This is a genomic window from Roseateles terrae (assembly GCF_014192155.1).
In the GTDB taxonomy this organism is placed as follows: domain Bacteria; phylum Pseudomonadota; class Gammaproteobacteria; order Burkholderiales; family Burkholderiaceae_C; genus Roseateles; species Roseateles terrae.
In genome coordinates this window covers 207,612-234,393 of the sequence record NZ_JACHXO010000002.1, presented here as the reverse complement: position 1 = coordinate 234,393, position 26,782 = coordinate 207,612, and the positions used below count along the sequence as shown (strand labels likewise).

The 26,782-nt window shown below is 66.3% G+C and carries 29 protein-coding genes; 24 read left to right on the top strand and 5 right to left on the bottom strand.

The window, feature by feature from the left end:
* Position 1: 1 nt before the first annotated feature.
* The 5 genes from motA to FHS28_RS07475 are packed head-to-tail and all read left to right on the top strand — an operon-like array spanning position 2 to position 3,491.
* Entirely contained in the window at positions 2-928 is a 927-nt protein-coding gene (motA, locus tag FHS28_RS07495; protein WP_088450000.1) for a flagellar motor stator protein MotA, read from the top strand.
* On the top strand, positions 918-1,871 hold the full coding sequence (locus tag FHS28_RS24585; protein WP_184294354.1) for a flagellar motor protein MotB: 954 nt from the start codon (positions 918-920) through the stop codon (positions 1,869-1,871). Before motA ends, FHS28_RS24585 begins: the two co-directional genes overlap by 11 nt.
* Positions 1,872-1,907: 36 nt before the next feature.
* Positions 1,908-2,189, top strand: coding sequence for a flagellar biosynthesis anti-sigma factor FlgM (flgM, locus tag FHS28_RS07485; protein WP_088449998.1), 282 nt, complete (start codon positions 1,908-1,910; stop codon positions 2,187-2,189).
* A complete protein-coding gene (locus FHS28_RS07480; RefSeq protein ID WP_088449997.1) occupies positions 2,186-2,653 on the top strand; it encodes a flagellar protein FlgN in 468 nt (155 codons plus the stop codon). The genes flgM and FHS28_RS07480 overlap by 4 nt, the downstream gene beginning before the upstream one ends.
* Positions 2,640-3,491, top strand: a complete 852-nt coding sequence (locus FHS28_RS07475) for a glycoside hydrolase family 73 protein (protein ID WP_088449996.1) — start codon at positions 2,640-2,642, stop codon at positions 3,489-3,491. The genes FHS28_RS07480 and FHS28_RS07475 overlap by 14 nt, the downstream gene beginning before the upstream one ends.
* 17 nt (positions 3,492-3,508) lie before the next feature.
* Here FHS28_RS07475 and flgA read toward each other — a convergent pair whose 3' ends face one another.
* Positions 3,509-4,213 (bottom strand): flagellar basal body P-ring formation chaperone FlgA, encoded by a 705-nt coding sequence (flgA, locus tag FHS28_RS07470; protein ID WP_184294352.1) that lies wholly within the window; start codon positions 4,211-4,213, stop codon positions 3,509-3,511.
* Here flgA and flgB point away from each other — a divergent pair.
* The 12 genes from flgB to FHS28_RS24580 all read left to right on the top strand — a co-directional run bounded on the left by flgB (position 4,212) and on the right by FHS28_RS24580 (position 14,914).
* Positions 4,212-4,586: a flagellar basal body rod protein FlgB gene (gene flgB / locus FHS28_RS07465; protein ID WP_088450638.1), complete on the top strand. Its 375-nt coding sequence runs from the start codon at positions 4,212-4,214 to the stop codon at positions 4,584-4,586. The two genes, flgA and flgB, sit on opposite strands and share 2 nt — an antisense overlap.
* Before the next feature lie 11 nt (positions 4,587-4,597).
* Complete coding sequence (flgC, locus tag FHS28_RS07460) at positions 4,598-5,023, top strand: flagellar basal body rod protein FlgC (RefSeq protein WP_088449994.1); 426 nt, start codon at positions 4,598-4,600, stop codon at positions 5,021-5,023.
* A 26-nt stretch (positions 5,024-5,049) separates the two neighbouring features.
* Positions 5,050-5,703, top strand: a complete 654-nt coding sequence (locus FHS28_RS07455; RefSeq protein WP_088449993.1) for a flagellar hook capping FlgD N-terminal domain-containing protein — start codon at positions 5,050-5,052, stop codon at positions 5,701-5,703.
* Between the two features lie 118 nt (positions 5,704-5,821).
* Positions 5,822-7,030, top strand: coding sequence for a flagellar hook protein FlgE (locus tag FHS28_RS07450; RefSeq protein WP_088449992.1), 1,209 nt, complete (start codon positions 5,822-5,824; stop codon positions 7,028-7,030).
* 9 nt (positions 7,031-7,039) lie between these two features.
* Positions 7,040-7,774 carry a flagellar basal-body rod protein FlgF gene (locus tag FHS28_RS07445; RefSeq protein WP_088449991.1) on the top strand — a complete coding sequence of 245 codons (735 nt, stop codon included), beginning with the start codon at positions 7,040-7,042 and terminating at the stop codon, positions 7,772-7,774.
* A gap of 28 nt (positions 7,775-7,802) precedes the next feature.
* Positions 7,803-8,591 (top strand): flagellar basal-body rod protein FlgG, encoded by a 789-nt coding sequence (gene flgG, locus FHS28_RS07440; RefSeq protein ID WP_184294349.1) that lies wholly within the window; start codon positions 7,803-7,805, stop codon positions 8,589-8,591.
* Between the two features lie 2 nt (positions 8,592-8,593).
* A complete protein-coding gene (gene flgH / locus FHS28_RS07435) occupies positions 8,594-9,259 on the top strand; it encodes a flagellar basal body L-ring protein FlgH (RefSeq protein ID WP_088449989.1) in 666 nt (221 codons plus the stop codon).
* 457 nt (positions 9,260-9,716) lie between these two features.
* Entirely contained in the window at positions 9,717-10,814 is a 1,098-nt protein-coding gene (locus tag FHS28_RS07430; protein ID WP_088449988.1) for a flagellar basal body P-ring protein FlgI, read from the top strand.
* Positions 10,815-10,828: 14 nt separating this feature from the next.
* Positions 10,829-11,167, top strand: a complete 339-nt coding sequence (locus FHS28_RS07425) for a hypothetical protein (RefSeq protein ID WP_088449987.1) — start codon at positions 10,829-10,831, stop codon at positions 11,165-11,167.
* Positions 11,168-11,240: 73 nt separating this feature from the next.
* Entirely contained in the window at positions 11,241-12,608 is a 1,368-nt protein-coding gene (gene flgK / locus FHS28_RS07420) for a flagellar hook-associated protein FlgK (protein ID WP_088449986.1), read from the top strand.
* Positions 12,609-12,622: 14 nt separating this feature from the next.
* Positions 12,623-13,507, top strand: a complete 885-nt coding sequence (gene flgL / locus FHS28_RS07415; RefSeq protein WP_088449985.1) for a flagellar hook-associated protein FlgL — start codon at positions 12,623-12,625, stop codon at positions 13,505-13,507.
* A gap of 351 nt (positions 13,508-13,858) precedes the next feature.
* Positions 13,859-14,914 carry a hypothetical protein gene (locus FHS28_RS24580; RefSeq protein WP_184294347.1) on the top strand — a complete coding sequence of 352 codons (1,056 nt, stop codon included), beginning with the start codon at positions 13,859-13,861 and terminating at the stop codon, positions 14,912-14,914.
* Between the two features lie 90 nt (positions 14,915-15,004).
* Here the strand turns inward: FHS28_RS24580 and FHS28_RS07405 are convergent, their stop codons facing one another.
* Positions 15,005-16,786 (bottom strand): alpha/beta hydrolase family protein, encoded by a 1,782-nt coding sequence (locus FHS28_RS07405; protein WP_184294346.1) that lies wholly within the window; start codon positions 16,784-16,786, stop codon positions 15,005-15,007.
* A gap of 209 nt (positions 16,787-16,995) precedes the next feature.
* Here FHS28_RS07405 and FHS28_RS07400 point away from each other — a divergent pair, with 209 nt between their 5' ends.
* From FHS28_RS07400 to FHS28_RS07375, 6 genes are all read left to right on the top strand, one after another.
* Positions 16,996-17,781 (top strand): acetyltransferase domain-containing protein, encoded by a 786-nt coding sequence (locus tag FHS28_RS07400; RefSeq protein ID WP_088449982.1) that lies wholly within the window; start codon positions 16,996-16,998, stop codon positions 17,779-17,781.
* A 19-nt stretch (positions 17,782-17,800) separates the two neighbouring features.
* A complete protein-coding gene (gene rlmB / locus FHS28_RS07395) occupies positions 17,801-18,589 on the top strand; it encodes a 23S rRNA (guanosine(2251)-2'-O)-methyltransferase RlmB (protein WP_088449981.1) in 789 nt (262 codons plus the stop codon).
* A gap of 86 nt (positions 18,590-18,675) precedes the next feature.
* Complete coding sequence (gene upp / locus FHS28_RS07390; protein ID WP_088449980.1) at positions 18,676-19,305, top strand: uracil phosphoribosyltransferase; 630 nt, start codon at positions 18,676-18,678, stop codon at positions 19,303-19,305.
* Positions 19,306-19,531: 226 nt separating this feature from the next.
* Entirely contained in the window at positions 19,532-20,368 is an 837-nt protein-coding gene (locus FHS28_RS07385; RefSeq protein WP_184294344.1) for a hypothetical protein, read from the top strand.
* Between the two features lie 123 nt (positions 20,369-20,491).
* Positions 20,492-21,559, top strand: coding sequence for a hypothetical protein (locus FHS28_RS07380; protein WP_184294342.1), 1,068 nt, complete (start codon positions 20,492-20,494; stop codon positions 21,557-21,559).
* Positions 21,560-21,685: 126 nt separating this feature from the next.
* Positions 21,686-22,315, top strand: a complete 630-nt coding sequence (locus tag FHS28_RS07375; RefSeq protein ID WP_088449977.1) for an FMN-binding negative transcriptional regulator — start codon at positions 21,686-21,688, stop codon at positions 22,313-22,315.
* A gap of 182 nt (positions 22,316-22,497) precedes the next feature.
* Here the strand turns inward: FHS28_RS07375 and FHS28_RS24575 are convergent, their stop codons facing one another.
* The gene (locus tag FHS28_RS24575; protein ID WP_088449976.1) at positions 22,498-24,039 is read right to left on the bottom strand and encodes a methyl-accepting chemotaxis protein; all 1,542 of its coding nucleotides are present in this window, start codon (positions 24,037-24,039) and stop codon (positions 22,498-22,500) included.
* Between the two features lie 161 nt (positions 24,040-24,200).
* Positions 24,201-24,596: a 2Fe-2S iron-sulfur cluster-binding protein gene (locus FHS28_RS07365; RefSeq protein ID WP_088449975.1), complete on the bottom strand. Its 396-nt coding sequence runs from the start codon at positions 24,594-24,596 to the stop codon at positions 24,201-24,203.
* A 17-nt stretch (positions 24,597-24,613) separates the two neighbouring features.
* Here FHS28_RS07365 and FHS28_RS07360 point away from each other — a divergent pair, with 17 nt between their 5' ends.
* Complete coding sequence (locus tag FHS28_RS07360) at positions 24,614-25,150, top strand: M48 metallopeptidase family protein (protein WP_088449974.1); 537 nt, start codon at positions 24,614-24,616, stop codon at positions 25,148-25,150.
* On the opposite strand, the gene FHS28_RS07355 is transcribed toward FHS28_RS07360, so the two are convergent.
* A complete protein-coding gene (locus FHS28_RS07355) occupies positions 25,116-26,762 on the bottom strand; it encodes a lectin (protein ID WP_088449973.1) in 1,647 nt (548 codons plus the stop codon). The two genes, FHS28_RS07360 and FHS28_RS07355, sit on opposite strands and share 35 nt — an antisense overlap.
* Positions 26,763-26,782 lie beyond the last annotated feature (20 nt).

The following is a 26,782-nucleotide window of genomic DNA, read 5'->3' as shown; positions in this document are numbered from 1 at the left end:
CGTGCAACCCTTTGTCGGAATCCTCATTGTTCTGGGCTGCGTCTTCGGCGGCTTCATGCTGCATGGCGGCAGCTTCAGGGTCATCTGGCAGCCGGTGGAGCTGCTGATCATCGTGGGCGCCGCCGTCGGCGCCATCGTGCTGGGCAATCCGCGCCATGTGCTGTCGGAGATGCTGTTGCAGCTCAAGAAGCTGGTCAAGCGCGACCACCATGGCCAGGAGTTCCAGCGCCAGTTGCTGCTGCTGATGTATGAGCTGCTGCAGGCGGCGTCTGGCGGCCTCAAGGCGCTGGATGCCCATGTGGAAGCCCCGCATGAAAGCGCGCTGTTCCAGCGCTACCCGCTGATCCTGAATGAGCCCAAGCTGCTGCACTTCATCGTGGACAATTTCCGCCTGATGGCGATGGGCAAGATCAGCGCCCATGAGCTGGAAGGCGTGCTGGAGCAGGAACTGGATGCCATCCAGGAAGAGCTGACCCAGCCGTCGCGCTCGCTGCACAAGATCGCGGAGGCCATGCCGGGCTTCGGCATCCTGGCCGCCGTGCTGGGCATCGTGATGGCGATGAACAACGTGGCCGAGGGCGCCAGCACCGGCGAGATCGCGGTGATGGTGGCGGCGGCGATGGTCGGCACCTTCATCGGCATCTTCTTCTGCTATGGGGTGCTGGATCCGATCTCCAACATGATGAAGCAGCTGGTGCATGAAGAGCTGGCTTCGCTGGAATCGGTCAAGGTGGTGCTGGTCACCCATGTGGCAGGCAAGCCGCCGCTGCTGGCGATCGATGCGGGCCGCCGTCTGGTGCAGCTCAACATCAAGCCGACCTTTGCGCAACTGGAAGGCTGGATCGACGCGCTGAGCGGCAAGGCGGAAGACGGCGCACCGCGCCGCCGCGCCAGCGACCGTGCGGAAGGGGAGCGCCGTGCAGCCTGAAGTCGTCAGCCTCAAGCCCGGCCGGGGCGACCATCAGACGGTCGTCAAGCGGGTCTCGCGCAAGCACGAGGACGAAGGTCACGGTGGCGCCTGGAAGGTCGCTTTTGCCGACTTCTGCCTGGCCCTGCTGTGCCTGTTCCTGGTGCTGTGGCTGCTGGCTTCGCGCAATTCGGAGCGGATGCAGGTGGTGCTGCAGAACGCCGGCGCCAACCTGATCGAAGACGGACAGGGGCTGACCAATTCCCTGGCCGCGGGTTCGCGCGGCAGCATGATCGAACGCAATCCGGTGCCGTCGCGCAGCGAAGACCCCAACCCGGGCGATCCGACCCGCGGGCCGGCCGATCCGCGCGCGGGCAAACCCAGCCTGGAATCGCCGGAGCAACTGCAGGCGCTGGCGCGGCGCATTGCCGGTCTGGCGGCGGAAGAAGGGCTGGAAGGCCATCTGCGCACCGCCGTGACGGCGCAGGGGCTGCGTCTGCAATTGCATGACACCGAATCAAGCGGCATGTTCGAACGCGGCAGTGCGCTGCCGGCGCAACCCTTGCGAGCGCTGCTGCGCAAGCTGGGCCCACTGCTGGCGGAAGTGCGCAACCAGGTGCTGATCGTCGGGCATACCGACGCGACGGCCTATCAGGACAAGGCCCCCGGCGCCTTCACCAACTGGGCGCTATCCAGCCACCGCGCCATGGCGGCCCGTCATGAGCTGCTGGTGGGCGGCATGCCCGAGACCTCGGTGCTGCAGGTCAGCGGCATGGCCGATGCGGCGCCGCTGGACCCGGCCCAACCGAAGGCGGCGGTGAACCGCCGCATCGAACTGATGCTGCTGACCAGCGCCCAGTCGCGTGCCATCGCCGGCATGTACGGCCCGGCGGATTGGGGCCGCACGGCTGCCGATCCGTCCGAACAGGTGCGCGGTTTCTCTCACCCCCCCGGGGTGCGGTGAGGCGCAGCCATGAAAACCAAATCCAAAGGTGATCGCATGAGAGTCACAAGCAATGGCCCCTTGAATCCGGTGACTGGCGCCGGCGGCGTGGCGGCGGAGACGCCCGTGCCGGCCGCATCGGCCTCGAGCCCGGCCTTGCAGGCCGCAGCGCTGGAATCCGACGCACTCAAGCCCGCTCAGGCGGACCTGGCCGCCATGCCGGACGTGGACGAGGTCAAGGTGGCGGCGCTGCGCAATGCCCTGGCCAATGGCGAGATCAAGTTCGACGCCAACCGTCTGGCCCAGTTGATCCAGCGATTCCATGGAGGCCGGGCATGAGCGCGGTGATGGCCTCGCCGGTGCGCCCCGGCCCCGACAGCCCGGCCGCCACGATGCTGCGCCAGCTGACCGATGGGCTGCGCCTGGATCTGGCCGCCTATGACGGCCTGCGCGGCCTGCTCGACCAGCAGTTCAATGCCGCACTCAAGCATGACGCGGACCGCATGAGCGAGCTCTCGGCGCAGATCCTGGCCCAGGTGGCGGCGCTGGATGTGCAGCGCGCCCGTCGTCGTGAGCTGCTGGTGGCCCTGCTCGGCAGTGCAGTGGAGCCTTCGGTGCGACATCTGCTGCAGCGCCTGCCTGCCAGCACCGCCCAGCCGATCGCCGTGCAATGGCGCGCGCTGGAGCAGGCCTTGACCACCTGCAAGACGCTGAACCTGCGCAATTGCCAGTTGATCAGCGAACAGCAGGCCCTGATGCAGCAGCTGATGGGGCGCGAGGAGCATGTCTATGCGCAGCGCTGACCGGTCGTTCGGTGAATTCCCGTCGCTGCCGACGTCCTCGGCGCAGGTCTCCGCACACGGGGGCATCGCGTCCGCTGGAGCGGTGGGCCTTGCCGGCGGTATCCGATCCGCCGCGGGCGTGGGTGCCGACACGCCGAAGTTCGGCGCGCTCTATCAGCAGCTTCAGCGCGAAGTGACCCGCTACATCGAGCAGGGCAGTGACAGCCAAGGCAGCCTGTCGCCGGAAGGCGCCTGGCGTCGTCAGCAGATGGCGGCCGACCTGCCTGCAGGGACCGCCTCAGCCTGGGGCGCCGGCTCCGCGCTGCTGGAAGACACGGTGGCGTCCTCAGCCCTGCGCGCCACCCATGCCGGCGCGGTGCCCGCCGCCAGCGCGGCGCAGCAGCAGGCGTTTGTCGATGACGTGCTGCCACTGGCCCGTCAGGCCGCCAGCCGCCTGGGCGTCGCCCCGGAAGTGCTGACGGCCCAGGCCGCGCTGGAAACCGGCTGGGGCCGCGCGCCGATCCGCCGCGCCGACGGCAGCAGCAGCCACAACTTCTTCGGTATCAAGGCCGGTGGCGCCTGGTCCGGCGAGGTGACCGTGGCGGCCACCACCGAGGTCGAAAACGGTCAGGCGGTCGCCCGTGACGCCAGCTTCCGGGCTTACGCCTCGCCGGCCCAGTCGTTTGAGGATCTGGCCAGCCTGCTGCAGGGCAGCACGCGGTATCAGGCGGCCCTGGGGACCGGCGCGGATGCGCGCGCCTATGGGCAGGCCCTGCAACGCGGCGGCTACGCCACCGATCCGGCCTATGCGGACAAGCTGGCGCGCGTGGCCGCTCGCATCCAGGGGAGCACGCCATGAGCGTCCACGCTGCAGCCTCAGCGCAGTTCGGCGGGCTCGACCAGTCCAGCCTCCAGCACCCGTGCCTGGATGATGCGACCGCTGTTGAGATTGCGCACCCGGATCACGCCTTGACGGGCGCCGCTGTCCAGCGCTTCGCCCTGGGCTTCCACCCGCACGCCATCCCGGTTGGCGAGGATGCGGACTGCATCGCCCCGTCGCACCAGCACGGCCGCGACCAGCAGGCGCTTTTGCAGCACCTGGCCGGGACGCAGGCTGGTGCGGGCCGCCAGGCCCGTGTCCAGCGTCGAGATTGCATCCAGCGTCTGGCTGATGTCCCGGCGCTGCAACTGCACCGCGTCCTCACTCACGGCCTGGCCAGCGCTCACCGCCTGGACCACCACGAGGACCTCGGCGCTGAGGGTGGCGCGCAGCAGGAAGTCCTGCGGCGGCACGCGGGCGCTGTCATCCACGCAGCGGGCCACCAGGCGGATGCGGCTGAGGCTGCGGCTGTCCTGCACCGCGATGTCCCAGCCCGCCGGGCAGGCCGGACGGGCGCGCGGCGAGGGCTGGGTCAGCTGCACGTCCGCCGCCAGCAGGCCGGCCTGATCGGCCTGGTCCAGCAAGGCGCGGCGGGCGGTCTCCATCACCTGGGTGTCCAGGTCGGCGGTTGCCGCCGGCAGGGCCGCCAGGGCGGTGGTCATTGAGGCCAGCAGGCCAACGAAAAGAAGGGGAACTCGCATGAGCATCGATTTCAGCAAGGCGGCCGGTGTGCACGACGACGCACTGCGCCTGCGCGCGGAGCGGACCAAGGTGCTGGCCTCCAATATCGCCAACGTCAGCACGCCAGGGTATCAGGCGCGGGACATGGATTTTGCCGCGTCGCTGACCTCCGCCCTGGGCGCCGGTGACGGATTCGCCCAGGAACTGCCGCTGGACACCAGCGGGCAGGACCTGCTGTACCGCGTCCCCTACCACCCCTCGCAGGACGGCAACACCGTCGAGCTCGGTGTGGAGCAGGCGTCTTTCGCGCAGAACGCCCTGGATTTCCAGACCAGCCTGACCTTCGTGAACATGAAGCTCAAGGGTCTGGCCAAGGCCATTGACGGTCAATAAGGGAGCCCGCCATGTCATTCAAGCAGATCAGCCAGATCGCCGGGTCGGCAATGTCCGCCCAGACGGTGCGGCTCAACACCATTGCCAGCAACCTGGCCAATGCCCAGTCCGCCGCCGGCAGCGAGACCAGCACCTATCACGCCCGCAAGCCGGTGTTTGCGGCGCTCGCCGCCCGCGAGGGCCTGGGTGAGCAGCAACTGGCCGGCGCACGGGTGCAGGTGCTGGATGTGGTGGAAAGCCAGGAGCCGCTGCGCAAGGCCTATGAACCGGAGAACCCGCTGGCCAATGAAAACGGCGAGGTCTTCTATCCGAATGTGAATCCGGTGGCGGAGATGACCGACATGTTGTCCGCCTCCCGCGCCTTCGAGACCAATGTCGAAGTGCTGTCCCGGGTGAAGTCCATGCAGCAGTCCCTGCTGCGCCTGGGCGAAAGCTGAAATCCCTCTTTGTCACGGAGCCCCCCATGAGCACCGCCGTCACCAACACCTCTTCCAGCAGCAACACCGCCAGCGGCGCCAGCATCGCCGGCAATGGCGAGCTGAGCACGCTGTTCACCACGCTGCTGGTGGCCCAGATCAAGAACCAGGACCCGCTGGCCCCGCAGGATCCGTCGCAGTTCGTCAGCCAGTTGACGCAGTTGAGCCAGGTCGAGTCGATGCAGCAACTGACCTCGCAAGGCCAGACCAACACCAGCATGCTGGCCAGCCTGCAGCTGATGACGCTCGGCGCGCAGGTCGGCTCGACGCTGCAGGCGGCGGTGTCGTCGGTGTCGCTGTCGGGCCAGCCGGTGGACTTGCGCTTCACCCTCGATTCGTCCAGTCCCGCCAACACGCTGGTGATCACCGGCAGCGACGGCCGGGCGCAGCGGGTGGAGCTGGGGTCGATGAGCCGTGGTGAGCAGGCCTACACCCTGGATCCCGCCAAGCTCGGCCTGGGCAACGGCACCTACACCGTCAGCGTGGAAACCCAGAACAGGCAGAGCGTGACGATGGAGACGCTGGCCCGCCTGGACGGCGTGCGGCTGTCCGCCGACGGCAACGTCATGCTGCAACTGGCCGGGGTGGGAGAAGTCACCAGCCAGGCCATCACCCAGTTCAAGGGCCGCTCGGGCAACTGAGCCGGGTCCGGCCGTTTCCCCTCCCAGCAGTCCGCTGAATCGTCCGTCCAAACGTCCACTCAAACGTCCACTCAAACGTCCACCCAATCGTCCGCTCAACCGTCCCACGGAGGCCCTCATGAGTTTCGAAATCGCACGCTCCGGCATCAACGCCGTCAACGCCAGCCTGGAGACCATCAGCAACAACATCGCCAACTCCGGCACCTACGGCTTCAAGTCGAGCCGCACCAACTTCTCGGCGATGTATGCCGACAGCCATGCCAACGGCGTGGAAGCCAGCTCGCAGTCGCAGAGCATCGACATCGGCGGCGGCCTGTTCAACACCGGTCGTGGCATGGACGCCATGATCCAGGGCCGCGGCTTCTTCCCGGTGAAGGACGATGCCGGCCAGACGGTGTTCACCCGCGTGGGCATCTTCAGTGTGGACAAGAACGGCTTCGTCATCGACAGCATGGGCCGCAAGGCGCAGGGCTACGCCGCGGTGCTGGACGCCAATGGCAAGCCGGTGGAGGGCGCTGGCCTCGGCGCCTTTGGGGATTTGAAGGTGGCCACCGGCCAGATCCCCGCGCAGGCCAGCCAGAAGCTCAACTTCAACGGCAACCTGAGCGCCGACTGGACGGTGCCCACCGCCGCGCCTTTCAACAAGGATGATCCGCTCACCTACAACAGCTCGGTGACCTCGGTGGTGTATGACTCGCTGGGCACCAAGCACAGCGTGACGCAGTACTTTGTGAAGACCGGCACCGGCACGGCGGATGCCTACTTCAGCTTCGACGGCGCCGCCCCGGCGGGCGTCGGCGCCACCCTCAGCTTCAATGCGCAAGGTCAGCTGACGGCTGTGCCGGCCGTGACGCTCAATGCCACGCCCACCAACGGTGCCGCCGCGATGGCCCTGGCCATCGACTACACCGGCACCACGCAATTCGCTGGCGACACCACGACGCTGACCAACGCCACCGACGGCTACGCCGCCGGCACGCTCACCGGCACCAGCATCAGCGAAGACGGCTCGCTGGTGGCCACCTACAGCAATGGCGAGAAGCAGACGGTGGGCACGTTGGCGGTGGCGACCTTCGCCAACGAAAGCGGCCTCACGCCGCTGAGCGAGACCAGCTGGTCGTCCAGTCAGGCCAGCGGTGTGGCGCTGTATTCGCGTCCGGGCGCAGGCACGGCCGGCAAGCTGGCCGCCGGTTCGCTGGAGCAGTCGAATGTGGACATCACCGGGGAACTGGTCAACCTGATGAGCGCGCAGCGCAACTATCAGGCCAACACCAAGGTGATCTCCACCGAGAACGATGTGATGCAGGCCCTGATGCAGGCCGTCTAAGGACCCGCCATGGACGCCCTGATCTACACGGTGATGAGCGGCGCGGAGCGCATCCAGCGCGCGCAGTCGGTGCATGCCAACAATCTGGCCAACCTGGAGACGGCCGGCTTCCGGGCCAACCTGGAACAGGCCAGCGCGGCGCAGGTGAAAGGCTACGGCTACGACGCCCGCCATCTGGCCCAGGAGCGCTCGGACGTGATCAGCGCCCGGGCCGGCAGCCAGCGGGAAACCGGCCGCGAGCTGGATCTGGCGCTGCAGGGCGACGGTCTGTTTGCAGTGGCGCAGGACGGGCCGGACGGCCGCGAGGCCTACACCCGCGCCGGCACCTTCACGCTGGATGCCGAGGGCCGGCTGATGCTGGGCCGGCATGCGGTGTTGGGGGAGGGCGGCCCGATCGTGCTGCCGCCCCATGACCGGCTGGAAGTGTTGGCGGACGGCACGATCTCCATCCTGAGCGGCGGTGCGACCGAGATGCAGCCGGTGGACAAGCTCAAGCTGGTCAAGCCGGACTTTGCAACGCTGACCAAGAACGAGGCCGGTCTGCTGGTGACACGCAATGGCGAGACGCCGGACAGCGACCCGTCGGTCCAGGTAGCCGCGGGCAAGGTCGAATCCAGCAATGTGTCCGCGGTGGAAGAGATGGTGGCCACGATGAATCTCGCGCGGGATTTCGAGCTGCAGATGCGGCTCTACAAAGCGACCGACGGAATGGCCGATGCCGGCGACCGTCTGATGCGCGAATGACGACCCAGATCAAGCAAAGGAGTGCTTCATGAACCCAGCCATGTGGATCAGCAAGACCGGCGTGCAGGCCCAGGATGCCAAGCTGCAGGCCATTGCCAACAACCTCGCGAACGTGAACACGGTGGGCTTCAAGCGCGACCGGGTGATGTTTGAAGACCTGTTCTATCAGGTGGAACGGCAGCCGGGCGCGCAGGCTTCAGACGGCACCGCCGCGCCGACCGGCGTGCAGCTGGGCAATGGCACTCGGCTGGTGGGCACGCAGAAGGTGTTCACCAATGGCAGCCTGCAGTCCACCGGGCAGAGCCTGGATGTGGCGATCGTCGGCAATGGTTTCCTGCAGGTGGAAGGGCCGGATGGCCGCGCGGCCTACACCCGGGCCGGCCAGCTGCAGATCAATGCCGATGGACGACTGGTGAATGCACATGGGCTGCGAATTCAGCCGGAGATCACGGTGCCGGCGAATGCAACGGCCGTCACCATTGGCGAGAACGGCGTGGTGACGGCGCGGGTGGCGGGCAGTGCGACGCCGACGGAACTGGGCCAGTTGCGGTTGACGAATTTCCTGAATCCGGCCGGGCTGATGGCGCTGGGCGACAACCTGTTCCAGGAGTCGGTGGCCAGTGGGACGCCGACCGAAGGAGTGCCAGGGGAAAACGGTCTGGGCACGCTGAAGCAGGGGGCGCTGGAAGGCTCGAATGTGCAGGTGGTGGAAGAGATGGTGGACATGATCGCCGCTCAGCGCACCTATGAGATGAACACGAAGGTGCTGTCCGCTGCGGACAACATGCTTCAGGTGCTGGCGCAGGCGGCGCGCTGATCATGGCAGCCGCTCGCACACTGCTGATGGGGGCCGCTGGCGCGGTGCTGGTGCTGTTGTCGGCCTGTAGCGCGATCGAGCCGCCGCAGTGGCCCAGCAATGATCCCGGGTCAGTGCCGTTGCCGATTGCCGCGACGCCCCGGCCTGCCGGGGGCGGGGTGTTCGTGGCCGGGCGAAGCGCCAGTCTGATTGCGGATACGCGGGCGTTTCGCTCGGGGGATGTGTTGACGGTGGTGCTGGAAGAAGCCACCCAGGCGTCGAAGAAGGCCGATACCCAAATGGGCAAGGACAGCAGCGCCGGCTTCAACCTCGATCTGAATGGAAAAACCCGGGCGTATGGATTGGGCGCCGAGCGGGGCTTCAATGGCAGCGCGGCCAGCTCGCAGCACAACACGCTGCAAGGGGCCATTACGGTGGTCGTGCAGGAAGTGATGGGGAACGGGTTGCTGCGGGTGGCGGGGGAAAAGAGCCTCACGTTGAATCAAGGCGAAGAGCTGGTGCGGGTCGCGGGATACGTGAGGCCCGCCGATGTGGACAGCGAGAACCGGGTGTCCTCGCAGCGGGTGGCTAATGCCCGAATCCTTTACAGCGGAAGAGGGGCGCTGGCGGATGCGAATACGCCGGGGTGGTTGTCGAGGTGGTTTGTGTCGCCTTGGGCACCGATTTGATTTGGGGGGCGCTTCGTAGGTGTTTTTTGGGGGGTGTTGGGGTGGAGCGCTGAGGGAGGGGATTGGGGCCCTGTTTCCTCCATGTCCCTTCTGCCCGGCTCCGCCGGTCATTCATTCCTAATACTTACGGAAACAGGGCCCCAATCCCCTCCCTCCCACCACCACCGAGCTTGTTGGTGGGAGGGGAGAAATACTTCTTTGACGTGGTGACTGGGGGAGTCCTCGAGATGCCGCTTCCTCTGTGTGCGGGGCGAGCCCTCGGGATGCCGCTTCCTCTGTGCGCGCGGCGATCCCTGTCCCGCATCAAGACCTGGGCAGTCGTGGCAGATGCACGGGCGTCGAGGTGTCGTGCGGACTAAGGTTTGGCTGGGTGAGCGCTGCATACGGTGAGTTGTCGGGATTGCGACCGCCTGCGACGGGCTGAGTCATGAGAGTGCTGTCGTTTTTGGAGACAGGGATGAAACGAATTCTGTTGTGCATGGTGCTGCTGGCCTGCAATTTGAGCGCGCAGGCCGCGCAATCCATTCGCCAACTGGTGAATGTGGAAGGCGTGCGCGAGAACCAGTTGCTCGGCTATGGGCTGGTGGTCGGCCTGAATGGCAGCGGCGACAGCACCCAGGTGAAGTTCGCCGGGCAGTCGGTGGGCAATCTGCTGAAGCAATTCGGTGTGAAGCTGCCGGAACGGACTGAGGCCAAGTCGCGCAATGTGGCCGCGGTCATGGTCAGTGCAGCGTTTCCCAGTGGCTATCGGCGCGGGCAGACCATCGATGTGACGGTGTCGTCATTGGGCGACGCCAAAAGCCTGCGTGGCGGTACGCTGCTGCTGACCGAGCTGCATGCTGCGGACGGCGAGGTGTATGCGCTGGCTCAAGGCAATCTGGTGGTGACTGGCCTGAATGCGCAGGGGCAGAGCGGATCGAGCGTCACCGTCAACACGCCCACGGCGGGTCGGGTGCCCAATGGCGCCAGCATCGAGCGGGAAATCGAGTCGGACTTCAGTACGCGGCCCGAAGTGGTGCTGAACCTGAAGCGCCCGAGCTTTGAGACCGCCACCAAGATCGTCAATGCTGTGAATGAACGCTTCGGCGCTGAAACGGCCGCCACCCGCGATGGCACCAGCGTCACGGTGCGCGCACCCGCATCGGCAACGGAACGGGTCGCCTTCGTGGCCCGGCTGGAAGGCATGAGCGTGGACGCCGCCGCACCCCTGCCGCGCGTGATCTTCAATTCGCGCACCGGCACCGTGGTCATCGCCGATGGTGTGAAAGTGCGGGCCGCGGCGGTGTCGCATGGGTCGCTCAAGGTGGTGATCAGTGAAACGCCGCAAGTGAGTCAGCCCAATCCGCTCAGCCAGGGGAAGACGCAGGTCGTGCCGCAGTCCCAGGTGCGGGTGGATCAGGGCGACGGTCGTATGTTCCGGTGGCCCGCGGGAACCTCCCTGCAGTCGATCGTGGATATGGTCAACAGCATCGGTGCCAATCCGGACGATCTGATGGCCATCCTCCAGGCCCTCGATCAGGCCGGTGCCATCGAAGGCGAGCTTCAGGTCATTTGAGGACGGACACCGCCATGATCGATCTGCCGCAAAGCACGCCGTTGCCGCTCGACGCTGCGCCTGATCCCGAAGCCCGGGTCAAGGCCCAGGCCACCGACGCCGCCGTGAAGTTCGAGGCCTTTTTCATCAAGCAGATGATCAGCCAGATGCGCTCCGGCGCCCGGGCCCTGGCCGACGAAGACAGCGCCGAGAGCCAGCGGGTCAACCAGGACATGCTGGACCTGGCCGACGGACTGGTCGCCGATGCCCTAGCCCAGCAACGCGCCTTCGGCATCGCCGACCTGATGCTCAAACAGGTGTTGCCGCATTTAAGTGAAGGCACTGCCCGGTCGCCTTCTCCGAAGGAGCAGTGACCGTCCGCAATCCCCTTGCCGGGATATGCGGTGATGCCGTCACCTTTTCCACCCAACTGCCTTCATCCCAGCCATGAGCATCATCCTGAATGGCCTGACCGGTGCCCTGGCCGCCCAGGCAGCCCTGAACGCCACCAGCCAGAACGTCGCCAATGCGATGACGCCAGGCTATACCCGCCAGGGCGTGCTGCTGGGGTCTCTGGAGACCCCCCGCGGCGGCGCCGGCGTGCAGGTGTCGGCCCTGTTGCGCTTCTCGGATGGCTACAAGAATCTGCAGCTCTGGCAGGCGACCAGCAACCTCGGGCAGTACAAGGCCGGCCAGGCTTATCTGACTCAGCTGGAACAGGTGATGTCGGACGACACCGCCAATATCAATGAGGGCATTGACCAGTTCTTCGCCGCACTGAACGCCGCCAGCGTGCAGCCCGAATCCGGCCCGCTGCGCGAAGCGGTGATCACCGCCGCCGATGGTCTGGTCAAGCGTTTTGACAGCCTGCAGCAACTGTTCGCCAATCAGCAGACCGCCATCGCCTCCCAGCGGGACGGGGTGGTGAGCCAAGTCAATACGCTGACCGCAGACATCGCGCTGCTGAACAAGCAGATCTCCGCCGGCCGCAGCGCCGGCGTCAATGACGCTGGCCTGCAGGACGCTCGCGACGAAAAGATCAAGGCGCTGTCCGAGCTGGTGAGCCTGCAGGTGGTGGAGACGCCGGATGGCGCCAAGAGCATTTCACTCAAGGGCGGCCAGCCGCTGGTGGTCGGGGCGGACGCAGCCACCGTGACGACCGACGGCCCCGACCAGCTCAAGATCCGCTTTGCCAGTACCCAGTTCACCTTTTCCGACGTGGGCCTGGGGGGGCAACTCGGCGGTTTGGCCGACCTGCAGAAACAGGTGTTGACGCCGATGGCGACCACCGTCTCCGAACTGGCGCTGGGCCTGGGCAATGCCTTCAATACGCAGCTGGCTGCCGGCTTTGCGCCCCCCGCGGCCACGCCCGGGCAGCCGCTGTTCGACACCACGTCCGGCCGGCTCAAGCTGACGGGGCTGTCCGCCGCGAATCTGGCCTTTTCCAGCAGCGCCACCGTCAGCGGCGACAGCGGCAACCTGACAGCCCTGGTCGGCCTGAAAAACAAGACGCTGACCATGACCACCTTCGACACCCAGGGCGCCGCCACCGGCACGAGCAATGTGGTGCTCGGCGACGTGTTCACCCAGTTGGTGGGCAAGCTCGGTGTGGCCAGCAGCCTGAACCAGGCCTCCCAAACCACCGCCACCACGGTGCGGGACCAGGCAGAAGAAAACTGGAAGTCCAGCAGCGGTGTCAATACCGACGAAGAAGCCATCAGCCTGATGCAATACCAGCAGATGTATCAGGCCAACATGAAGGTGGTGGCCGTGGCCAATCAGTTGTTCGACAGCACCCTGGCCATGCTGGGTTGATTCGGGAGACTCTCATGCGTATCGCCAGCAATCAGTACCACACCACGATGAACAGCGCGCTGCAGGCCGCCAATGAAGGCCTGACGCATGTGATGCAGCAGATGGCGTCCGGCAAGCGGGTGCTCAAGCCGTCCGACGACAGCATCGCCACGCTGCGCCTGGCCCGCCTCTCGCGGGAGGAGGCCTCGCTGACGCAGTATCGCGACAACATCGGTGCCCTGCAGAGCCGGCTCAAGACCAGCGAAGTGACACTCGACAGCATCAAGGACGATCTGCAGGCCACCCGCGATCTGCTGGTCTGGGCGGCCGACGCAGGCAATACCGGCGACGACCTGAATGCGATGTCCGGGTCGCTCAAGACCCTGCATGACAGCCTGCTGTTCCTGGCCAACAGCAAGAATGCGGAAGGGCGCTATCTGTTCTCCGGCACCGCCAGCGATCAGCCCACCGTCGACGCCACCTACGCCTTCCAGGGCAATCTGCAGACGCAACAGGTGGCCGTGGCGGACAACATGACCGTTTCCGCCAATGTGACGCTGGAGACGATGGGCGGCTTTCTGCAGCAGCTCAATGCACTGACCGGACAACTTGGCGCGCCTGGCGTGACGGCGGAAGGGGCGCATGCCAATGTGACCGCCATGATCACGGCGCTGGATCAGACGCTGAATGCGGTGTCCGGCAAGATCGGCCAGCTTGGCGGTCGCCAGAACATCCTGGAGACGCTGGACAGCAACCATGCCTCAGTCAGCCTCTCCAATCAGCAGGCGGCGCTGGACATCGGCCAGATCGATTACGGCGAGGCCGCGACCCGGCTCAACAGCTACACCCTCGCGTTGCAGGCCACGCAGAAGGCCTACGCCAAGGTCAGCGCGCTGAGCCTGTTCGACGCCATTTCCTGAGTCGCCCTCATGGCCTCCCTGCTCGCCCCGACCCCTTCGCCACTGCTGCCGCGCAGCGGTGCCTCCGGTGCTGCGTCCGGTGTGGCTGGGGCTGCCCCGGGCGCTGGTTCTGGCGCTGGTTACGGCGCTGGTTCCAGCGCTGGCGCGAGTGCCGCTTCAAACGGCAGTTTGAGCGTCCATCCGGGCGGGGCCGTTAGCGCGAGGCAGAGCGCAGACTTCAGCCTGAATGCGCCGGGCACGCGAGGAGCGAGCACAGTCCCTACCGGGACGGCGACCGGCGCGCCAAGCGTTGCCGACACAACAAGCGCCTCGGCTACCGACAGCGCCACCGTGCTGCGCGCTGGGGCCGACTTGCCCATCTCCCGCCAACCGGGTCAGCAGCAACGCCTCGGGCGCCTGCAGCAGGGGTTGGATTACCTGGATCGGCTGGCCTCGTCCGTCCAGCAGATCAAGAGTGGACTGAGCGACACGCTGGCCCGCCGCACGGCACCTTCTGAATCGCTGAACCAGCAGGTGGAGCAATTGCGCCAGCTGTGGTCCCAGCGTCCGGAGGCTGCCGCCGGTCGGGTGGATGCACAGCTGCAGGCGGCCGCAAGCCCGGACGCCAGCGCCCGTCAGCGATTCAAGCTGCGCGGTCTGGATCTGGCGGTGCTGCAGCAGCCCGGTCGCGAAACCCTGCGCCTGCAATTGCCCGGCCAGGCCGTGCCGCAAGGCGAAGGCACCAGCCCCAAGCCGGTGCAACTGGCGGTGACGCTGCAAGGGGAGGGAACCCAGGAACAGTTGCAGGTGCTCGCCAAAGCGCTGGCACCTGCCGGGCTCGAAGTGGTGGTGCAGGGCCAGGACATCATCTTCCAGATGGCGGAGGCCCAGTGGCCCGCGCTGCGGGATGGCCTGACGGTGCGCGGTGAAGGCAAGCGCTTCCCGAGTGGACAGCCAGTGCGCGCGATGCTGGAGCCGGCCCCCGAGGCCCTGCAGCCGCAGCGTTGGAACCTGCAGGATGTGAAGGGCCAGCGGGAGGCACTGGGACAACTGCTGCAGGCCGAGCCGCGGTTGGCGCAGGCGCGGCAGACGTTGGGACAACAATTGGTGCAGCAGGTGGGACTAGGGGCTGATCCGCAGATGGGCCCACAGATGGGCCATCAGAAGGACCCGCTGACGGGCGCGCAAATGGGGGCGCAGAAGGTCCACCACTTGGCGCCTCGGATGGCGCAGCCGCCGGCACCAGCGCTGCAGTCCTCACTGCAGGCAACAACACCGGCGGTGACCAACGCCGAGGAGGCCAGGGACCTGGTCGGTGACATCACCAGTTCCCTGCAGTCCCTGGATTTTCACGCGCTGGGTGCGCTGCTGCCGGCCGTGCAAGGGCTGCACCGCCAGCGGGTGCAGCAGCTGCTCACGCCGCGCTGATCGCACGGTCTGCGTGGCCCGCACGGTCTGCGTGGCCCGCACAGTCTGCGTGGCCCGCTCGGTCCTCGCTAAGCATCCCGTTTGAGCCGGTTACAGGTCGCCCACGAGATCGTTGTATTGGTAGACCGCGCAGATCGTGTGGGTCTTCAGCGGACTCTCCGAGAACTTCAGGACCAGCTCGGTCAACACGGACTTCTCGCGGCAGTCGGCCTGGGTCACCGAGGCCAGGCTGCTCCCGCCCGCCCGCAGGCGGGCCACCATGTCCGCCGTGTTCTGCGCTGGCACCAGGGCGTCCGTGCTGAAGTGGTACATCACCACCTTGGCCTGCGGCGCGTTGTAGACCTGGGAGTTGCTCGTCATGCTGTTCACCCGCCAGTGGGCGCGCAGGGCGTTGTACTTGCCGGCCTGGTAGTCCGTCAGAAAGTCGGCGCGCAGTCCGCCATTGGCGTCAAAGATCTTGGCCTCGTCGTAACGGTAGCTCTGATAGTCCATCAGTGCGTCCAGCGACGCCCGCAGGCGCTGGGGCGCCAGGGCCAGATTCTCATGGGCTGCGTAGGCGTCGCGCGGCTCACCCGCAATAGCCAGGATGGCGCCGTTGAAGGTGCGGTCCACATTGAACGGGCCCGCCAGCGTGTTCACCAGCTTGACGGACGCCAGCGGCGTCAGATAGGGCAGGGAAGCCATGACGGAATGGCCGCCCTGGGACGAACCGACGATGCGCAAGTCCTGAGACGCGGTCGCGCCGTACTGCTGCGCCAAATGCTCGCGCAGGGCCACCAGCATGTCTCGCGTCTGGGCCGCGGTGTCCTTGGACACGAGATAGGCCTGCTCGCGGGGCGCCGAATCGCCCACGCCGATCAGGTCCGGTGAGAGGACGATATGCCCCTTGCCAGCGCCCAGCAGGGCGGGAATCAAACCGACCTGGCTGGCCGATGACGGTGCGGCTGCGGTGCCGTCCTGCGCGCCTCGCTGGCTGATCAGCACCGGCATGCGGGAATAGTCGAGTGGTGATCCGTCTGCATTCACAGGAAGCGCCACCAGTCCGCTCAGCGTCACCGGGTAGCCCTCGGAGACGCTGCTGGTATAGGTCATCTTCTGAAGGCGGACCGCGTACTGGGCGCCCGGACGCGCAAGCTTTGGCAGCTCCACGCTCAGCACTTCGTCCACGAGTTTGGCCAGGATGGCTTTGTCATTGACCAGTTGCAGGGCCAGGGCCTCCAGCAGATTGTTGATCTGCGCCGGCTGGATGATGACGTTGGCCGGGATGCCCTTCATCCCCGCGGGCTGGTCCGTCACCGATACCGGGACGCCCGCCTTCTGCCGGCCCGTGGTAAAGCTGTACAGGCGTTCAGTGCCGCGGTAGACGCTGTATGCCGAATCGGGGGTGAGGTCCTCCAACGGCTGCAGCGTGTGCGTGCCGATGACGCCGCCGTCCGGATCGGCTGCCTGATTGGAGACGAGGGTGCGGGTGGGCACCGTCGCCCCAGCGGCATCGGTCAGGCGGATACCGCAGGGGCCGACATCCGGCCCGGGGCCGGTGTAGACCACCGACGGCTCGATGTTGACCAGAACGCCGGTGGCACCCGACGCGGGCGTGGCCGAAGCCACCGCGCAGGGCTTGCCGTCCGCGACGATGATCTCCGTCTGGGTGGGTGGGGGCGGCGGCGTCGAACCGCCGCCACAGGCCGCCAGGCTCAGCGTCCCGAAGACCCAGCAGGCGCCAACCAGGGCGCGTGCCGGAACCCGCGCGCCCAATCGGGGCTCGCGGGGAACAGCGCCAGCGAAAGCGCGCTCTGGAGAGCCGCCCTGGGACTGTGGGACGGTGCGGCTGGCGAATCGGTGAAGCTCGGTGTGGGTAGGGGTGACGTTCACGGGATTACGTTGAGTGAATTCGATCCCCCAGTGTTCGCGAGGTCACCTCCGCCCCTCAATCGCACACTTGTTTGCATTTGCCGCGGCGCCCTGCAAGCATTTGTCAGCTTTGCCCCCACAAATTGGGTCGAAGCCCGGACCGTCCGGGCCCCCCAATCGAACGGTGCCGCGGCGCTTCGGTGCGCCCGCGTTGGGTAGACTGCGGCCCGATGAATGCGCCGGTTCCTACTCCCATTGCAAGCCCTGACCCCGTCGCTGGTTCGCGCGCGGCGCCAGCGTCCGCCACGCCGCGTTATGCCCGTCTGGATGCCCTGCGGGGCGTCGCCATGGTGTGGATGACCGTTTTCCACTTCTGCTTCGATCTGGCGTTCTTCCGCCTCATCCACCAGGACTTCTATCGCGACCCGGTCTGGACCTGGCAGCGCAGTGCCATCGTCAGCCTCTTCCTGCTGTGCGCCGGCATGGGTCAGGCGGTGGCCCTCGCCCAGGGGCAGACCGCTGAGCGCTTCTGGCGCCGCTGGGGGCAGATCATGGTCTGCGCGCTGCTGGTGTCCCTCGGATCGTGGGTGATGTTTCCCCGTTCCTTCATCAGCTTCGGCGTGCTGCATGGCATGGCGCTGATGCTCATCCTGGTCCGCTTTGGTTTCTCCCGGCTGTCCAACCGCTGGCTGGTGCTGCTGGGGCTGGTGGCGGTGCTCCTGCCGTTGTGGGTCGCCCACCCCTTCTTTGATGCCCGCACCACCAATTGGGTGGGTCTGGTCACGCACAAGCCGCTGACCGAAGACTATGTGCCGCTGCTGCCCTGGCTCGGTCCGATGCTGTGGGGCTGCGCCCTGATGCGCACCCAGGCGGTGCAGGCGCTTCTGCAACGTCCGCTGCCCTGGGTGCTGAAGCCGCTGGGCGTGCTGGGCCAGTGGTCGCTCTCCTACTACATGCTGCACCAGCCGGTGTTGATCGGCGCCCTGATGGGGGCCAAGGCGCTGGGCTGGTTCTGAGACCGGCGACAATCGGGGCATGAGCGCATCCAGAACACCCAAGGCCGGCGGCACCGACGCCCCGGCAGCCGGCGGCAAGACCCAGATCCTGTTCGGCTTCCATGCCATCACCGTCCGGCTGAAGACCGCCGCCGATTCGGTGCAGGAGATCCTTTTCGACGCCACCCGCAAGGACCAGCGCATGCGCGCCTTCCTTGAGAAGGCTGAAGCCGCGGGCGCCCGGCTGGTCGAGAGCGACGACGAACGGCTGCACAAGCTGTCCGGCAACCATCGTCACCAGGGCGTGGTGGCCCGGGTGCGGCCGGTGGCCCAGCATCACTCGCTGGATGACGTGCTGGACGGGGTGGAAGGTCCGCCGCTCGTGCTGGTGCTGGATGGCGTGACCGATCCGCACAACCTCGGCGCCTGCCTGCGGGTGGCCGACGGCGCGGGCGCCCATGCGGTGGTCGCCCCCAAGGACCATGCGGTCGGCCTGAATGCCACCGTCGCCAAGGTGGCCAGCGGTGCGGCGGAAACTGTGCCTTACCTGATGGTCACCAACCTCGCCCGTACCCTGAACGAGCTGAAGGAACGCGACATCTGGGTGATCGGCACCTCCGACCAAGCCGACAAGACCCTGTACGACCTCGACCTGAAAGGGCCAGTGGCCTTGGTGCTGGGCGCCGAGGGCGACGGCATGCGCCAGCTGACCGCCAAGACCTGCGACGAACTGGTGCGCATCCCGATGCAAGGCGCGGTCGAAAGCCTGAATGTGTCGGTCGCGGCTGGGGTGTGCCTGTACGAGGCGCTGCGCCAGCGCAAGCCCTGAGCGCACCCTGACCGCAGCCGGGACCGCCAGCCTGGACCGCCAGCCCGGAGATAATCCGGTCATTTCCTCCCCAAGAGCGCCCCGACATGCCCGTCATTGAAGTCAAACACCCCCTGGTCAAGCACAAGATCGGCTTGATGCGGGAGGCTGACATGTCCACCAAGAAGTTTCGCGAGCTGACCGGCGAAGTGGCCCGTCTGCTGGCCTACGAGGCCACCGCCGACTTCCCGCTGGAAAAGACCACCATCGACGGCTGGTGCGGCCCGGTCGAGGTGGACCAGATTGCCGGACGCAAGGTCACCGTGGTGCCCATCCTGCGTGCGGGGTTGGGCATGCTGGACGGTGTGCTGGACATGATGCCCAACGCCAAGGTGAGCGTTGTGGGTCTGGCCCGCGACCATGAAACCCTGCAGCCGGTGAACTACTTCGAGAAGTTCGTGGGCAAGCTGGAATCGCGCACCGCCCTGATCGTGGATCCGATGCTGGCCACTGCCGGCTCGATGATCGCGACCGTCGATCTGCTGAAGAAGCGCGGCTGCCAGGACATCCGCGCGCTGGTGCTGGTCGCTGCACCGGAAGGTGTCGCGGCTCTGAACAAGGCGCATCCGGACGTGCGCTGCTGGACCGCCGCCATCGACTCCCACCTGAACGAGCAGGGCTACATCATCCCGGGCCTGGGCGACGCAGGCGACAAGATCTTCGGCACGAAGGAGTGACCCCTGCGCTGAGGCGGGCGTGGCGGCTTTTGCAGTCGCCGCGAACGGCTTGCGGTTCATGGGTTCGTTGTGGCGTCCGCGCGTCTCCGAGTTCTCCGGGGCGTAGTCCGAAAGAACTCTTCGTAGTTCCGACGGATCACACTTCCCTGTGCAAAGGCCTGCATCTGCAGGCCTTTTTGCTGCCTGGCCTTTTCCTGTGAGACCCGCACGGGTAGGCTTTGGCGTCATGTCATCAATTCGTCATCTCCTTCCGCTACCGCAGGTGCATGCGGATGGGCAGCTCCTGTCCTGGTGGCGCGGTCTGCGCGCCCTGGCGGTGCTCAACATCGGCCTGTGGCTGCTGGTGTTGAACCTGGGGCCGGTCCACAACCCCTATGCGCAGATTCACCTGGCTTTGTCCGGTGTCTATGTGCTGGTGTGTGCGTATCGATCGGTCTTCCCGCGGGTGGACCTGGAACGCCTGGTCGTGGTGGACACCCGGCTGTCCAGCATCTTCCTGGGCCGAAGCGCGGCCACGGTGGCCGAGATCTGCTTTGCGATGCAGCTGGGGCTGATCGTGCACCAGCTCGCCGGTCAGGCCGGCTTGCCCTGGGTGCAGAAAGCGGCCTGGTCCATTCCGGTCTTCATGACCGTCGCCCAGGCGTTCTGCTGGCACAGCGTGCTCACCCTCAATCACATCACCCAGGCGGTGGAGTCGTCCCTGTGGGCGGCCGGCTTCTCGTGGATGGCCGCGCTCCTCGGAGTGATTGCGCTCAACAGCAGCAGCTGGGTGCAGGCGCTGGCGGTGTTCGGCATGCTGGGCGCGGCATGCTTTGTGACCTATGTGCTGCGGGTGGATGTGCCGATGTATTGGCGGCGGTATCAGCAGGGGCGTGCGACCGGGCTGACCTACATGCCGCTGCATCATGGCGCCCGAGATGCCTGGGAGCGGCGGGTTCACAGTGGCAGTTGGGACGCCTGGAAGGCCGATGCGATGTGGCTGACGCCCTATTTCAGCGTCGGCGTGTGGATCAGCATCGCGCTGGCCTGTGTACCGGCGGGGCCCGGCGTGATGCCGGGCTGAGGCGCACCGCCAACACGCCCGTGCAGCGATGCGCGGATGCATCCGCGGGGTCGTTGCCTCCCGCCCCCTGGGGCACGCCTCAGGGGGAGTGACGCCGGCGTCAGAGCCGCTACAGTCCCGGACATGGTTGCACTGTCCTCCTTCCTCACAGCGGCGATGGCCGCCGTATTGTCCCTGTCCGCTCCGGCCGCTCACGCCGAAGGGGCATGCCCGGACGGCGTCTGGGTCGGTACGCTCGGTGGCACCCCGATCTCCATCGCACTGGATGGCGCGTCAAACGATGTCCGTCGTGTGGGTCGTTATTACTACCGTACCTCCCTGGGAGACCTGTTCCTGAAGCAGGAGTCGGGGGGCGACGAATGGCAGGAGACGGACGAGAAGGGCAAGCCGACGGGGCTACTGCGTCTCAGCTGCCAGGCAGACGGCTTGCGAGGAGAGTGGCGCTCGCTGGATGGATCGCGTCGGCTGCCGGTGGTGGCCACCCCCAGCGAGATCGACCAGTATCAGGCGGCACGGATCGCCGCTCTCAAGCCCAGCGTGGACAAGCGCAACAGTGTCCAGAACCGCCGATTCGACATCTTGAGCTTCGGCTCGCAGACGGGGGGGACGCGCGCGGTGCGACTGTCCGGCAACGGCGTCGGCATCGAGACGGTCAACGCCAGTCTGCGCAAAAAGGCCCTGGATGCGATCGCGGGGCATCTGGACTGCAAGTCGATCGGCTTGCAGGAGAGCGGCAAGGACGCCGGTTGGGAGTCCGCCATTGATCAGACCGTGCTCGCGTGGAACGACAGCTATGTGGTGGTGAAGACCTATGCCGAGGGGTACTGCGGAGGCGCCCATCCATGGCACGGCAGCAACAGCAGCACGTATCGCATGGACAGCGGCGAGGCGGTGGAAGTGTCCACGTGGCTGTTGCCGGAATACCGCAAGGAGATCATCGACACCTCCGCCCTGTGGCGATTGCTGATGAGGACCTACGAGAAGGCCAACGCCGGCCCGGATCTGGCCGAATGCAAGGACGCGATCAGCTGGAGCGCTTCCTCCATTCACGCGGAACCGGGCAAGCTCGTGTTTGAAACTTCAGCGCCCTATGCCATGACGCCGTGCGCCGAAGACGTGGAAGTGCCGCTGGCCGCCATCCAGCGCTTCCTGTCGCCCGAGGGCAAACAGGCGCTGAGTGCGTTTCGTTGAGCGCCTTTCGGCAAGTGCCCTTCGTTGAGCCACCACCGCTGAGTCACCACCGCTGAGTCACCACCGCTGAGCCACTACCGCTGAGCCTCTTCCACTGAACCCCTTCTGCAAAGAATACGGACGCCGATGTACATCCCGCAGCCCTACGCCGAAACCCGCGAGGACGAACTCCACCGCATCCTTCAGGCCCAGCCGCTGGGCGTGCTGGTCACGCAGGGATCGGGCGGCCTGGACGCGAACCACATCCCCTTCCTGCTGGACGCCACCCCCGGCCAGCCGACTGTGCTGCTGGCCCATGTGGCCCGCGCCAATCCGGTCTGGCAGACGGGGCCCAACGGGCAGGAAGTGATGGTGGTGTTCCGCAGCGTGGACGGCTATATCTCTCCCAACTGGTATCCCGGCAAGCAGGAGACGCACCGGCGGGTGCCGACGTGGAATTACGAAGCGGTCCATGCGCATGGCCGCATGGTGGGCCGTGAGGATGCGAAGTTCCTGCGCGGCGTGCTGGCGCGGCTCACGCGGCACCACGAAGCCAGCCAGCCGGTGCCCTGGAAGATGGGCGACGCCCCGGCCGACTACATCGACGAGCTGCTGCAGCACATTGTCGGCATCGAGATCCAGGTGACCCGGCTGGAGGGCAAGCGCAAGCTCAATCAGCACCACACCACGGCCGATCGGCAAGGCGCCATCGACGGCCTGACCGAGTCTGGCAAGACTGCCCTGGCCGCGGCCATGCGGGACGTCGCGCCACTATGACAAAGGCCCCGCCGAGGCGGGGCCCTTCAACGCCGGAGATTGCGATGGATGGTCGGCTGACCGAATCACCGAATCACCGAATCACCGAATCGACGGATCATCGAATCGACGGATCATTGAATCGACGGATCACTAGACCGGGCGCCTGCTGGCAGTCGGTCTGACGCGGCCATTGATCCGCCTCAGTTCAGCTTGAAGCTCGCGACCGCCTGCACCAGCTGCGCGGACTGATCGCGCAGGCTTTCCGCGGCTGCAGCCGACTGCTCCACCAGTGCTGCGTTCTGCTGCGTCATCTGATCCAGCTGCGTCACCGCCTGGCCGATTTCCCCCAGCGTCAACGCCTGCGACGCGCTGGACGACGAAATCTCGCCAATGATGCGCGTCACCCGCTGCACGCTGGACACCACATCACGCATGGTGTCGCCGGTTTCTCCCACCAGCCGGCTACCGCCGTCCACCCGCTCCACCGAGGCGGAGATGAGGGTCTTGATCTCCTTGGCCGCCTCGGCGCTGCGCTGCGCCAGCGAGCGCACCTCACCGGCCACCACCGCAAAGCCGCGGCCCTGCTCGCCCGCGCGCGCCGCTTCCACCGCCGCGTTCAGCGCCAGGATGTTGGTCTGGAAGGCAATACCGTCGATGACACCGATGATGTCGGCAATCTTGTTGGACGACTGCTGGATGTCGTTCATCGTGCTGATCACCTGTTGCACCATCGCGCCCCCGCGGCCGGCGACGTCCGAGGCGGTCTTCGCCAGGCTGTCCGCTTCGCGCGCGGCTTCGGCATTGAGCTTCACACCTTCGCTCAGCTGCGCCATCGCGGCGCCGGTTTCTTCCAGACTGCTGGCGGCCTGCTCAGTCCGGTTGGACAGGTCGGCATTGCCAGTGGCGATTTCGGTGGAGGCGTGACGCACTTCGTCCGCCGCCGTGCGCACGCCCGCGATGGTGGCCGCCAGGCGCTGCTGCATCTCCAGCAGCGAGCGGTTGAGCTGCGCCATCTCGTCGCTGCCCTGCACGTCACGGGTCTGGCGCAGGTCGCCGTCGGCAATCGCCTGGCTCAGCGTCTGGGCTTCCTGCAGCGGCTCGGTCACCGAGCGGGTGATCACCAGGGCGATCATCACGCCGAGCACGCTGGCAATGACCATCAGGGTGATGACCAGGGTGCGGGTGGACTGAGCCTCGGCCTGCGCTTCTTCGCGAGCGGCCTGCAGCAGCTTGCGGGTGTGCTCAGCGAAGACGTCGATGCTCTCCAGATAGGCATTCATCGCCGGAATCAGCTTCGTGGCCGCGGCGGCCTTGATGTCGTTACCGGCGGCCTTCTCCTTCACCAGCACATCGCGGGCTTCCTGGTAGGCCTTGCGGGCTTCACCGATCTTGTCGATCAGGCGGGCACCTTCCGGTTCCTTGATGCTTTCGTCCAGTTCCTTCTGGACCGCGTCGATCTTGGCGGACAGCTCCTTGGAGCGGGCGGTGAAGGCCTTCACGAAGGTTTCATCCTCCATCACCATCTGCACGATGCGGCGCTGGATGTTGCCTTCGGTCATGCCAGCCCACTGGCGGGACAGCTCCAGCGTGCGCATGTCCACTTCCACCAGGCGCTCAATACGCTGATGCAGCATCGATACGCGCACCACGCCGACGGTGGACGCCACCGCCATCAGCACGATCACCAGAGCAAAACCGGCCAGCACACGAGTGCGCAAGCGCCATGCATTGAGGTTGAACATCTCTTTTTTCCTTCTTGTCAGGACCCGGGACGGTCCACGGTCTTCTGCCGCGATCCTCACCCTTTCGGGGGCATCGCGATAGAGGGGGAAGGGGATGCTTTGTGAATTGCGCCGCGCGGAACGCGCGCTGTCACCCGCGTGTCACGCCAGTTGTGTCTTTTTCACGTCGATACACGAACATCGGCGTCCCGGTCCGATGCCATCGGGTCTGGCGGACGGGGCGCTTGCAGAACGACGGGGCGAGGAGCGTTGACGATGTGCGTAGCGGCTGGGGCATCGAGTGTGATATCGGACCGCGGCTGCGCCACGCAGGGGAGGATCCATCCCTCCTGCTTCTCCTCCCGCGAAAGGCCGGGCCATTCGATGCGGTACTGGATGTCGCCGGCCGTCATCTGCGTGATGCAGGCGCGGCAGGTGCCGTTACGGCAGGAATGGGGCAGGCGGATGCCGGCGGCGAGGCCGGCCAGCAACAGCGTCTGGTCCGGCGAGGCGTCGAAGGTCCATTGCTGCGGCAGCAGGGTGACGCGGAAGGCCTGGGGGAGGGTCGTCTCGTCCATGTCGATATCATGCCCGGATGACGATGAAGTATCTGCAGGGCTACCCGCCGGCCCTGGTGGCGCAGGCGCAGACCCTGCTGGACCGCGGCGAACTGGCGCCGATGCTGGCCCGTAAATATCCCGAGCCGCACGAAGTGCGCAGCGACAAGGCCCTGTTCGACTACACCCAGGCCCTGAAGCAACGCTATCTGCGCAATGCGGACCCGCTGTCCCGGGTCTGTTATGACGCCAAGCTCAAGGTGGTGCAGCATGCGCTGGGCACGCACACGCGGGCGACGACGAAGCAGGGGAACCGGCTGAAAGCCCGGCGCGAGATCCGCGTGGCGACGCTGTTCAAGGAGGCGCCGGCGGACTTCCTGAAGATGATCGTGGTGCATGAGCTGGCGCATCTGAAGCATCTGGACCACGACAAGGCGTTCTATCAGCTCTGCCACCACATGGCGCCGGACTATTCCCAGCTGGAATTCGACCTGCGCCTGTGGCTGAGCTGTGCGGACGTGGCAGCCGCCAGCCCCCACGTTACGCCAACGGCACCAGATCAAACGACTCGGTGAGCCCCGCAGACGCGCGTGAGGCGATCACCGGCGACGAACCGCCCAGATCCGTTGTGACATAACGCTGGTTCGCCTGGGACAGCAACGCGATGCCGCCCTCCGTCGTGCGCACCAGCTGGAAGCTTTCCCATGGCCCAATCGCATCACGATTGGCGATCAGCGCCTGTGTGCCGCTGTCCTCAGCGCACACCAGCTTGTTGTTGGCCAGTGAGCGCAGCGCCACCCGTCCGCTGCCGGCATCCAGCACCTGGAAGCGTTCCCACCCGCCTGCTGCAGCCCGATTGGCGATCAGGGGGAGGGCGCCGGCTTTCTCGGCACACAGGTAAAAGCCGCTGGCGCGGGCCCGCAGGGCCACCACCAGCGTGGCCTGCGGATTGGCCTTGCCTGGCATCGGCACCGTGGGGCGCATGGGCGTGAGCGGCCACTGGCCCTTGAGCATGCGGCCGCCGTCGGCAGTCAGGCGCAGGTAGTAATCGGCACTGCAGGCCACGCCGTCTTCGTCCAGCGCCTTCATGGCGGCATTGGTCGGCAGGAAGGCCGCGCTCTCTGCCGTCTTGGCAATCTGATTCGCCTCGTTGTACTCGTCGAACATCGAGATGTAGAGCCCCTGAGCCCCGGCCCGGACCAGGTTGTAGAACTGGCGCCACATGAAGTCGCCGTGGGCACGGTGGCCGGCGCTGAGATCACCCGGCATCACACAGGGCTGGTAGTCAATGCCGTGGGCATTGCAATCGAGCTGGTCGGGCAGGTGGAGGTTCTGATAGAACGCGTCCGATCCGGCGGCATCGCCGATGCGGCCCACCATCCACGGGGACAGCATATTGAAGGCGCGATAAACATCCAGGAAGCCGGCGCGCGAGTCGTTTTTGCCTTCCCGCCAGTACGTGGGGACGCCCCCCATCACATAGCAGCCCTGGGCCTTGAACCACTGGATCACATCCAGACAGGCGGCGGGCGACCAGTCCCGGTTGCTGTCGTTGAAGCCGAAGCCCCAGATGCCCACCACGGGACGGCCGTTCTGCCGGGCGTAGGCACCCGAGGTGGTCAGCGCCGACATCTTGTTCAGCCAGTCGGCCTTGATCTCGGATTGCATGGACGCCCAGCTGGTGACGTCATACATGATGTAGAACTTGCGGTCATAGGTCTCTGCCGCCTGCCGCACCTTGAGCGCCATGGCATCGCGGGTTGCGCCTTCGCCGCCGTTGGGATTGAAGCGCTGCAGGGCGGCGGTGTCGCAGCCGTTCTGCTGCATCCACTTGAAGTGCAGGTTCACTGTGGAACTGTCGTAGGACGAGAACAGCGTGGCGGGGGAACCGTTGCCCAGACGCGCGAAGCCGCTGGCATAGGTGGCGGGGTAGTCCCGCATGTCGGGCCAGCTGATGATGGCGCGGTTGGTGGGAGAGGGCGTGCGGGACCAGTCCTGCGACCAGTGCCACCAGGCGTTGATCGGTGAGCCATCACCCCGGCAGGCAAACCAGCCCTGGTAGCCGACCGTGATCTTGCCCACCACATCGCCGACCGGGCTGGCGGCCCGGACCGGGGACAGCGGCAGCGTGGTGGCCGCGACTCCGGCGGCGGCACTGCCAAGGAACTGGCGACGGGAAACAGTCATCGGGAACTCCTGCTTGGAAA

What these genes read in the sequence shown, in the direction of transcription:
- FHS28_RS07365 (WP_088449975.1), bottom strand. Translation starts at nt 24,596, where the DNA reads ATGGACGAGACGACCCTCCCCCAGGCCTTCCGCGTCACCCTGCTGCCG.
- flgM (WP_088449998.1), top strand. Translation starts at nt 1,908, where the DNA reads ATGAGAGTCACAAGCAATGGCCCCTTGAATCCGGTGACTGGCGCCGGC.
- FHS28_RS07375 (WP_088449977.1), top strand. Translation starts at nt 21,686, where the DNA reads ATGTACATCCCGCAGCCCTACGCCGAAACCCGCGAGGACGAACTCCAC.
- FHS28_RS07360 (WP_088449974.1), top strand. Translation starts at nt 24,614, where the DNA reads ATGACGATGAAGTATCTGCAGGGCTACCCGCCGGCCCTGGTGGCGCAG.
- FHS28_RS07400 (WP_088449982.1), top strand. Translation starts at nt 16,996, where the DNA reads ATGAATGCGCCGGTTCCTACTCCCATTGCAAGCCCTGACCCCGTCGCT.
- FHS28_RS07455 (WP_088449993.1), top strand. Translation starts at nt 5,050, where the DNA reads ATGAGCACCGCCGTCACCAACACCTCTTCCAGCAGCAACACCGCCAGC.
- FHS28_RS07445 (WP_088449991.1), top strand. Translation starts at nt 7,040, where the DNA reads ATGGACGCCCTGATCTACACGGTGATGAGCGGCGCGGAGCGCATCCAG.
- FHS28_RS07430 (WP_088449988.1), top strand. Translation starts at nt 9,717, where the DNA reads ATGAAACGAATTCTGTTGTGCATGGTGCTGCTGGCCTGCAATTTGAGC.
- flgA (WP_184294352.1), bottom strand. Translation starts at nt 4,213, where the DNA reads ATGCGAGTTCCCCTTCTTTTCGTTGGCCTGCTGGCCTCAATGACCACC.
- flgG (WP_184294349.1), top strand. Translation starts at nt 7,803, where the DNA reads ATGAACCCAGCCATGTGGATCAGCAAGACCGGCGTGCAGGCCCAGGAT.
- FHS28_RS07450 (WP_088449992.1), top strand. Translation starts at nt 5,822, where the DNA reads ATGAGTTTCGAAATCGCACGCTCCGGCATCAACGCCGTCAACGCCAGC.
- FHS28_RS07355 (WP_088449973.1), bottom strand. Translation starts at nt 26,762, where the DNA reads ATGACTGTTTCCCGTCGCCAGTTCCTTGGCAGTGCCGCCGCCGGAGTC.
- flgC (WP_088449994.1), top strand. Translation starts at nt 4,598, where the DNA reads ATGTCATTCAAGCAGATCAGCCAGATCGCCGGGTCGGCAATGTCCGCC.
- FHS28_RS07475 (WP_088449996.1), top strand. Translation starts at nt 2,640, where the DNA reads ATGCGCAGCGCTGACCGGTCGTTCGGTGAATTCCCGTCGCTGCCGACG.
- FHS28_RS24575 (WP_088449976.1), bottom strand. Translation starts at nt 24,039, where the DNA reads ATGTTCAACCTCAATGCATGGCGCTTGCGCACTCGTGTGCTGGCCGGT.
- FHS28_RS07380 (WP_184294342.1), top strand. Translation starts at nt 20,492, where the DNA reads ATGGTTGCACTGTCCTCCTTCCTCACAGCGGCGATGGCCGCCGTATTG.
- upp (WP_088449980.1), top strand. Translation starts at nt 18,676, where the DNA reads ATGCCCGTCATTGAAGTCAAACACCCCCTGGTCAAGCACAAGATCGGC.
- flgK (WP_088449986.1), top strand. Translation starts at nt 11,241, where the DNA reads ATGAGCATCATCCTGAATGGCCTGACCGGTGCCCTGGCCGCCCAGGCA.
- flgB (WP_088450638.1), top strand. Translation starts at nt 4,212, where the DNA reads ATGAGCATCGATTTCAGCAAGGCGGCCGGTGTGCACGACGACGCACTG.
- FHS28_RS07480 (WP_088449997.1), top strand. Translation starts at nt 2,186, where the DNA reads ATGAGCGCGGTGATGGCCTCGCCGGTGCGCCCCGGCCCCGACAGCCCG.
- flgL (WP_088449985.1), top strand. Translation starts at nt 12,623, where the DNA reads ATGCGTATCGCCAGCAATCAGTACCACACCACGATGAACAGCGCGCTG.
- rlmB (WP_088449981.1), top strand. Translation starts at nt 17,801, where the DNA reads ATGAGCGCATCCAGAACACCCAAGGCCGGCGGCACCGACGCCCCGGCA.
- flgH (WP_088449989.1), top strand. Translation starts at nt 8,594, where the DNA reads ATGGCAGCCGCTCGCACACTGCTGATGGGGGCCGCTGGCGCGGTGCTG.
- FHS28_RS07425 (WP_088449987.1), top strand. Translation starts at nt 10,829, where the DNA reads ATGATCGATCTGCCGCAAAGCACGCCGTTGCCGCTCGACGCTGCGCCT.
- FHS28_RS07385 (WP_184294344.1), top strand. Translation starts at nt 19,532, where the DNA reads ATGTCATCAATTCGTCATCTCCTTCCGCTACCGCAGGTGCATGCGGAT.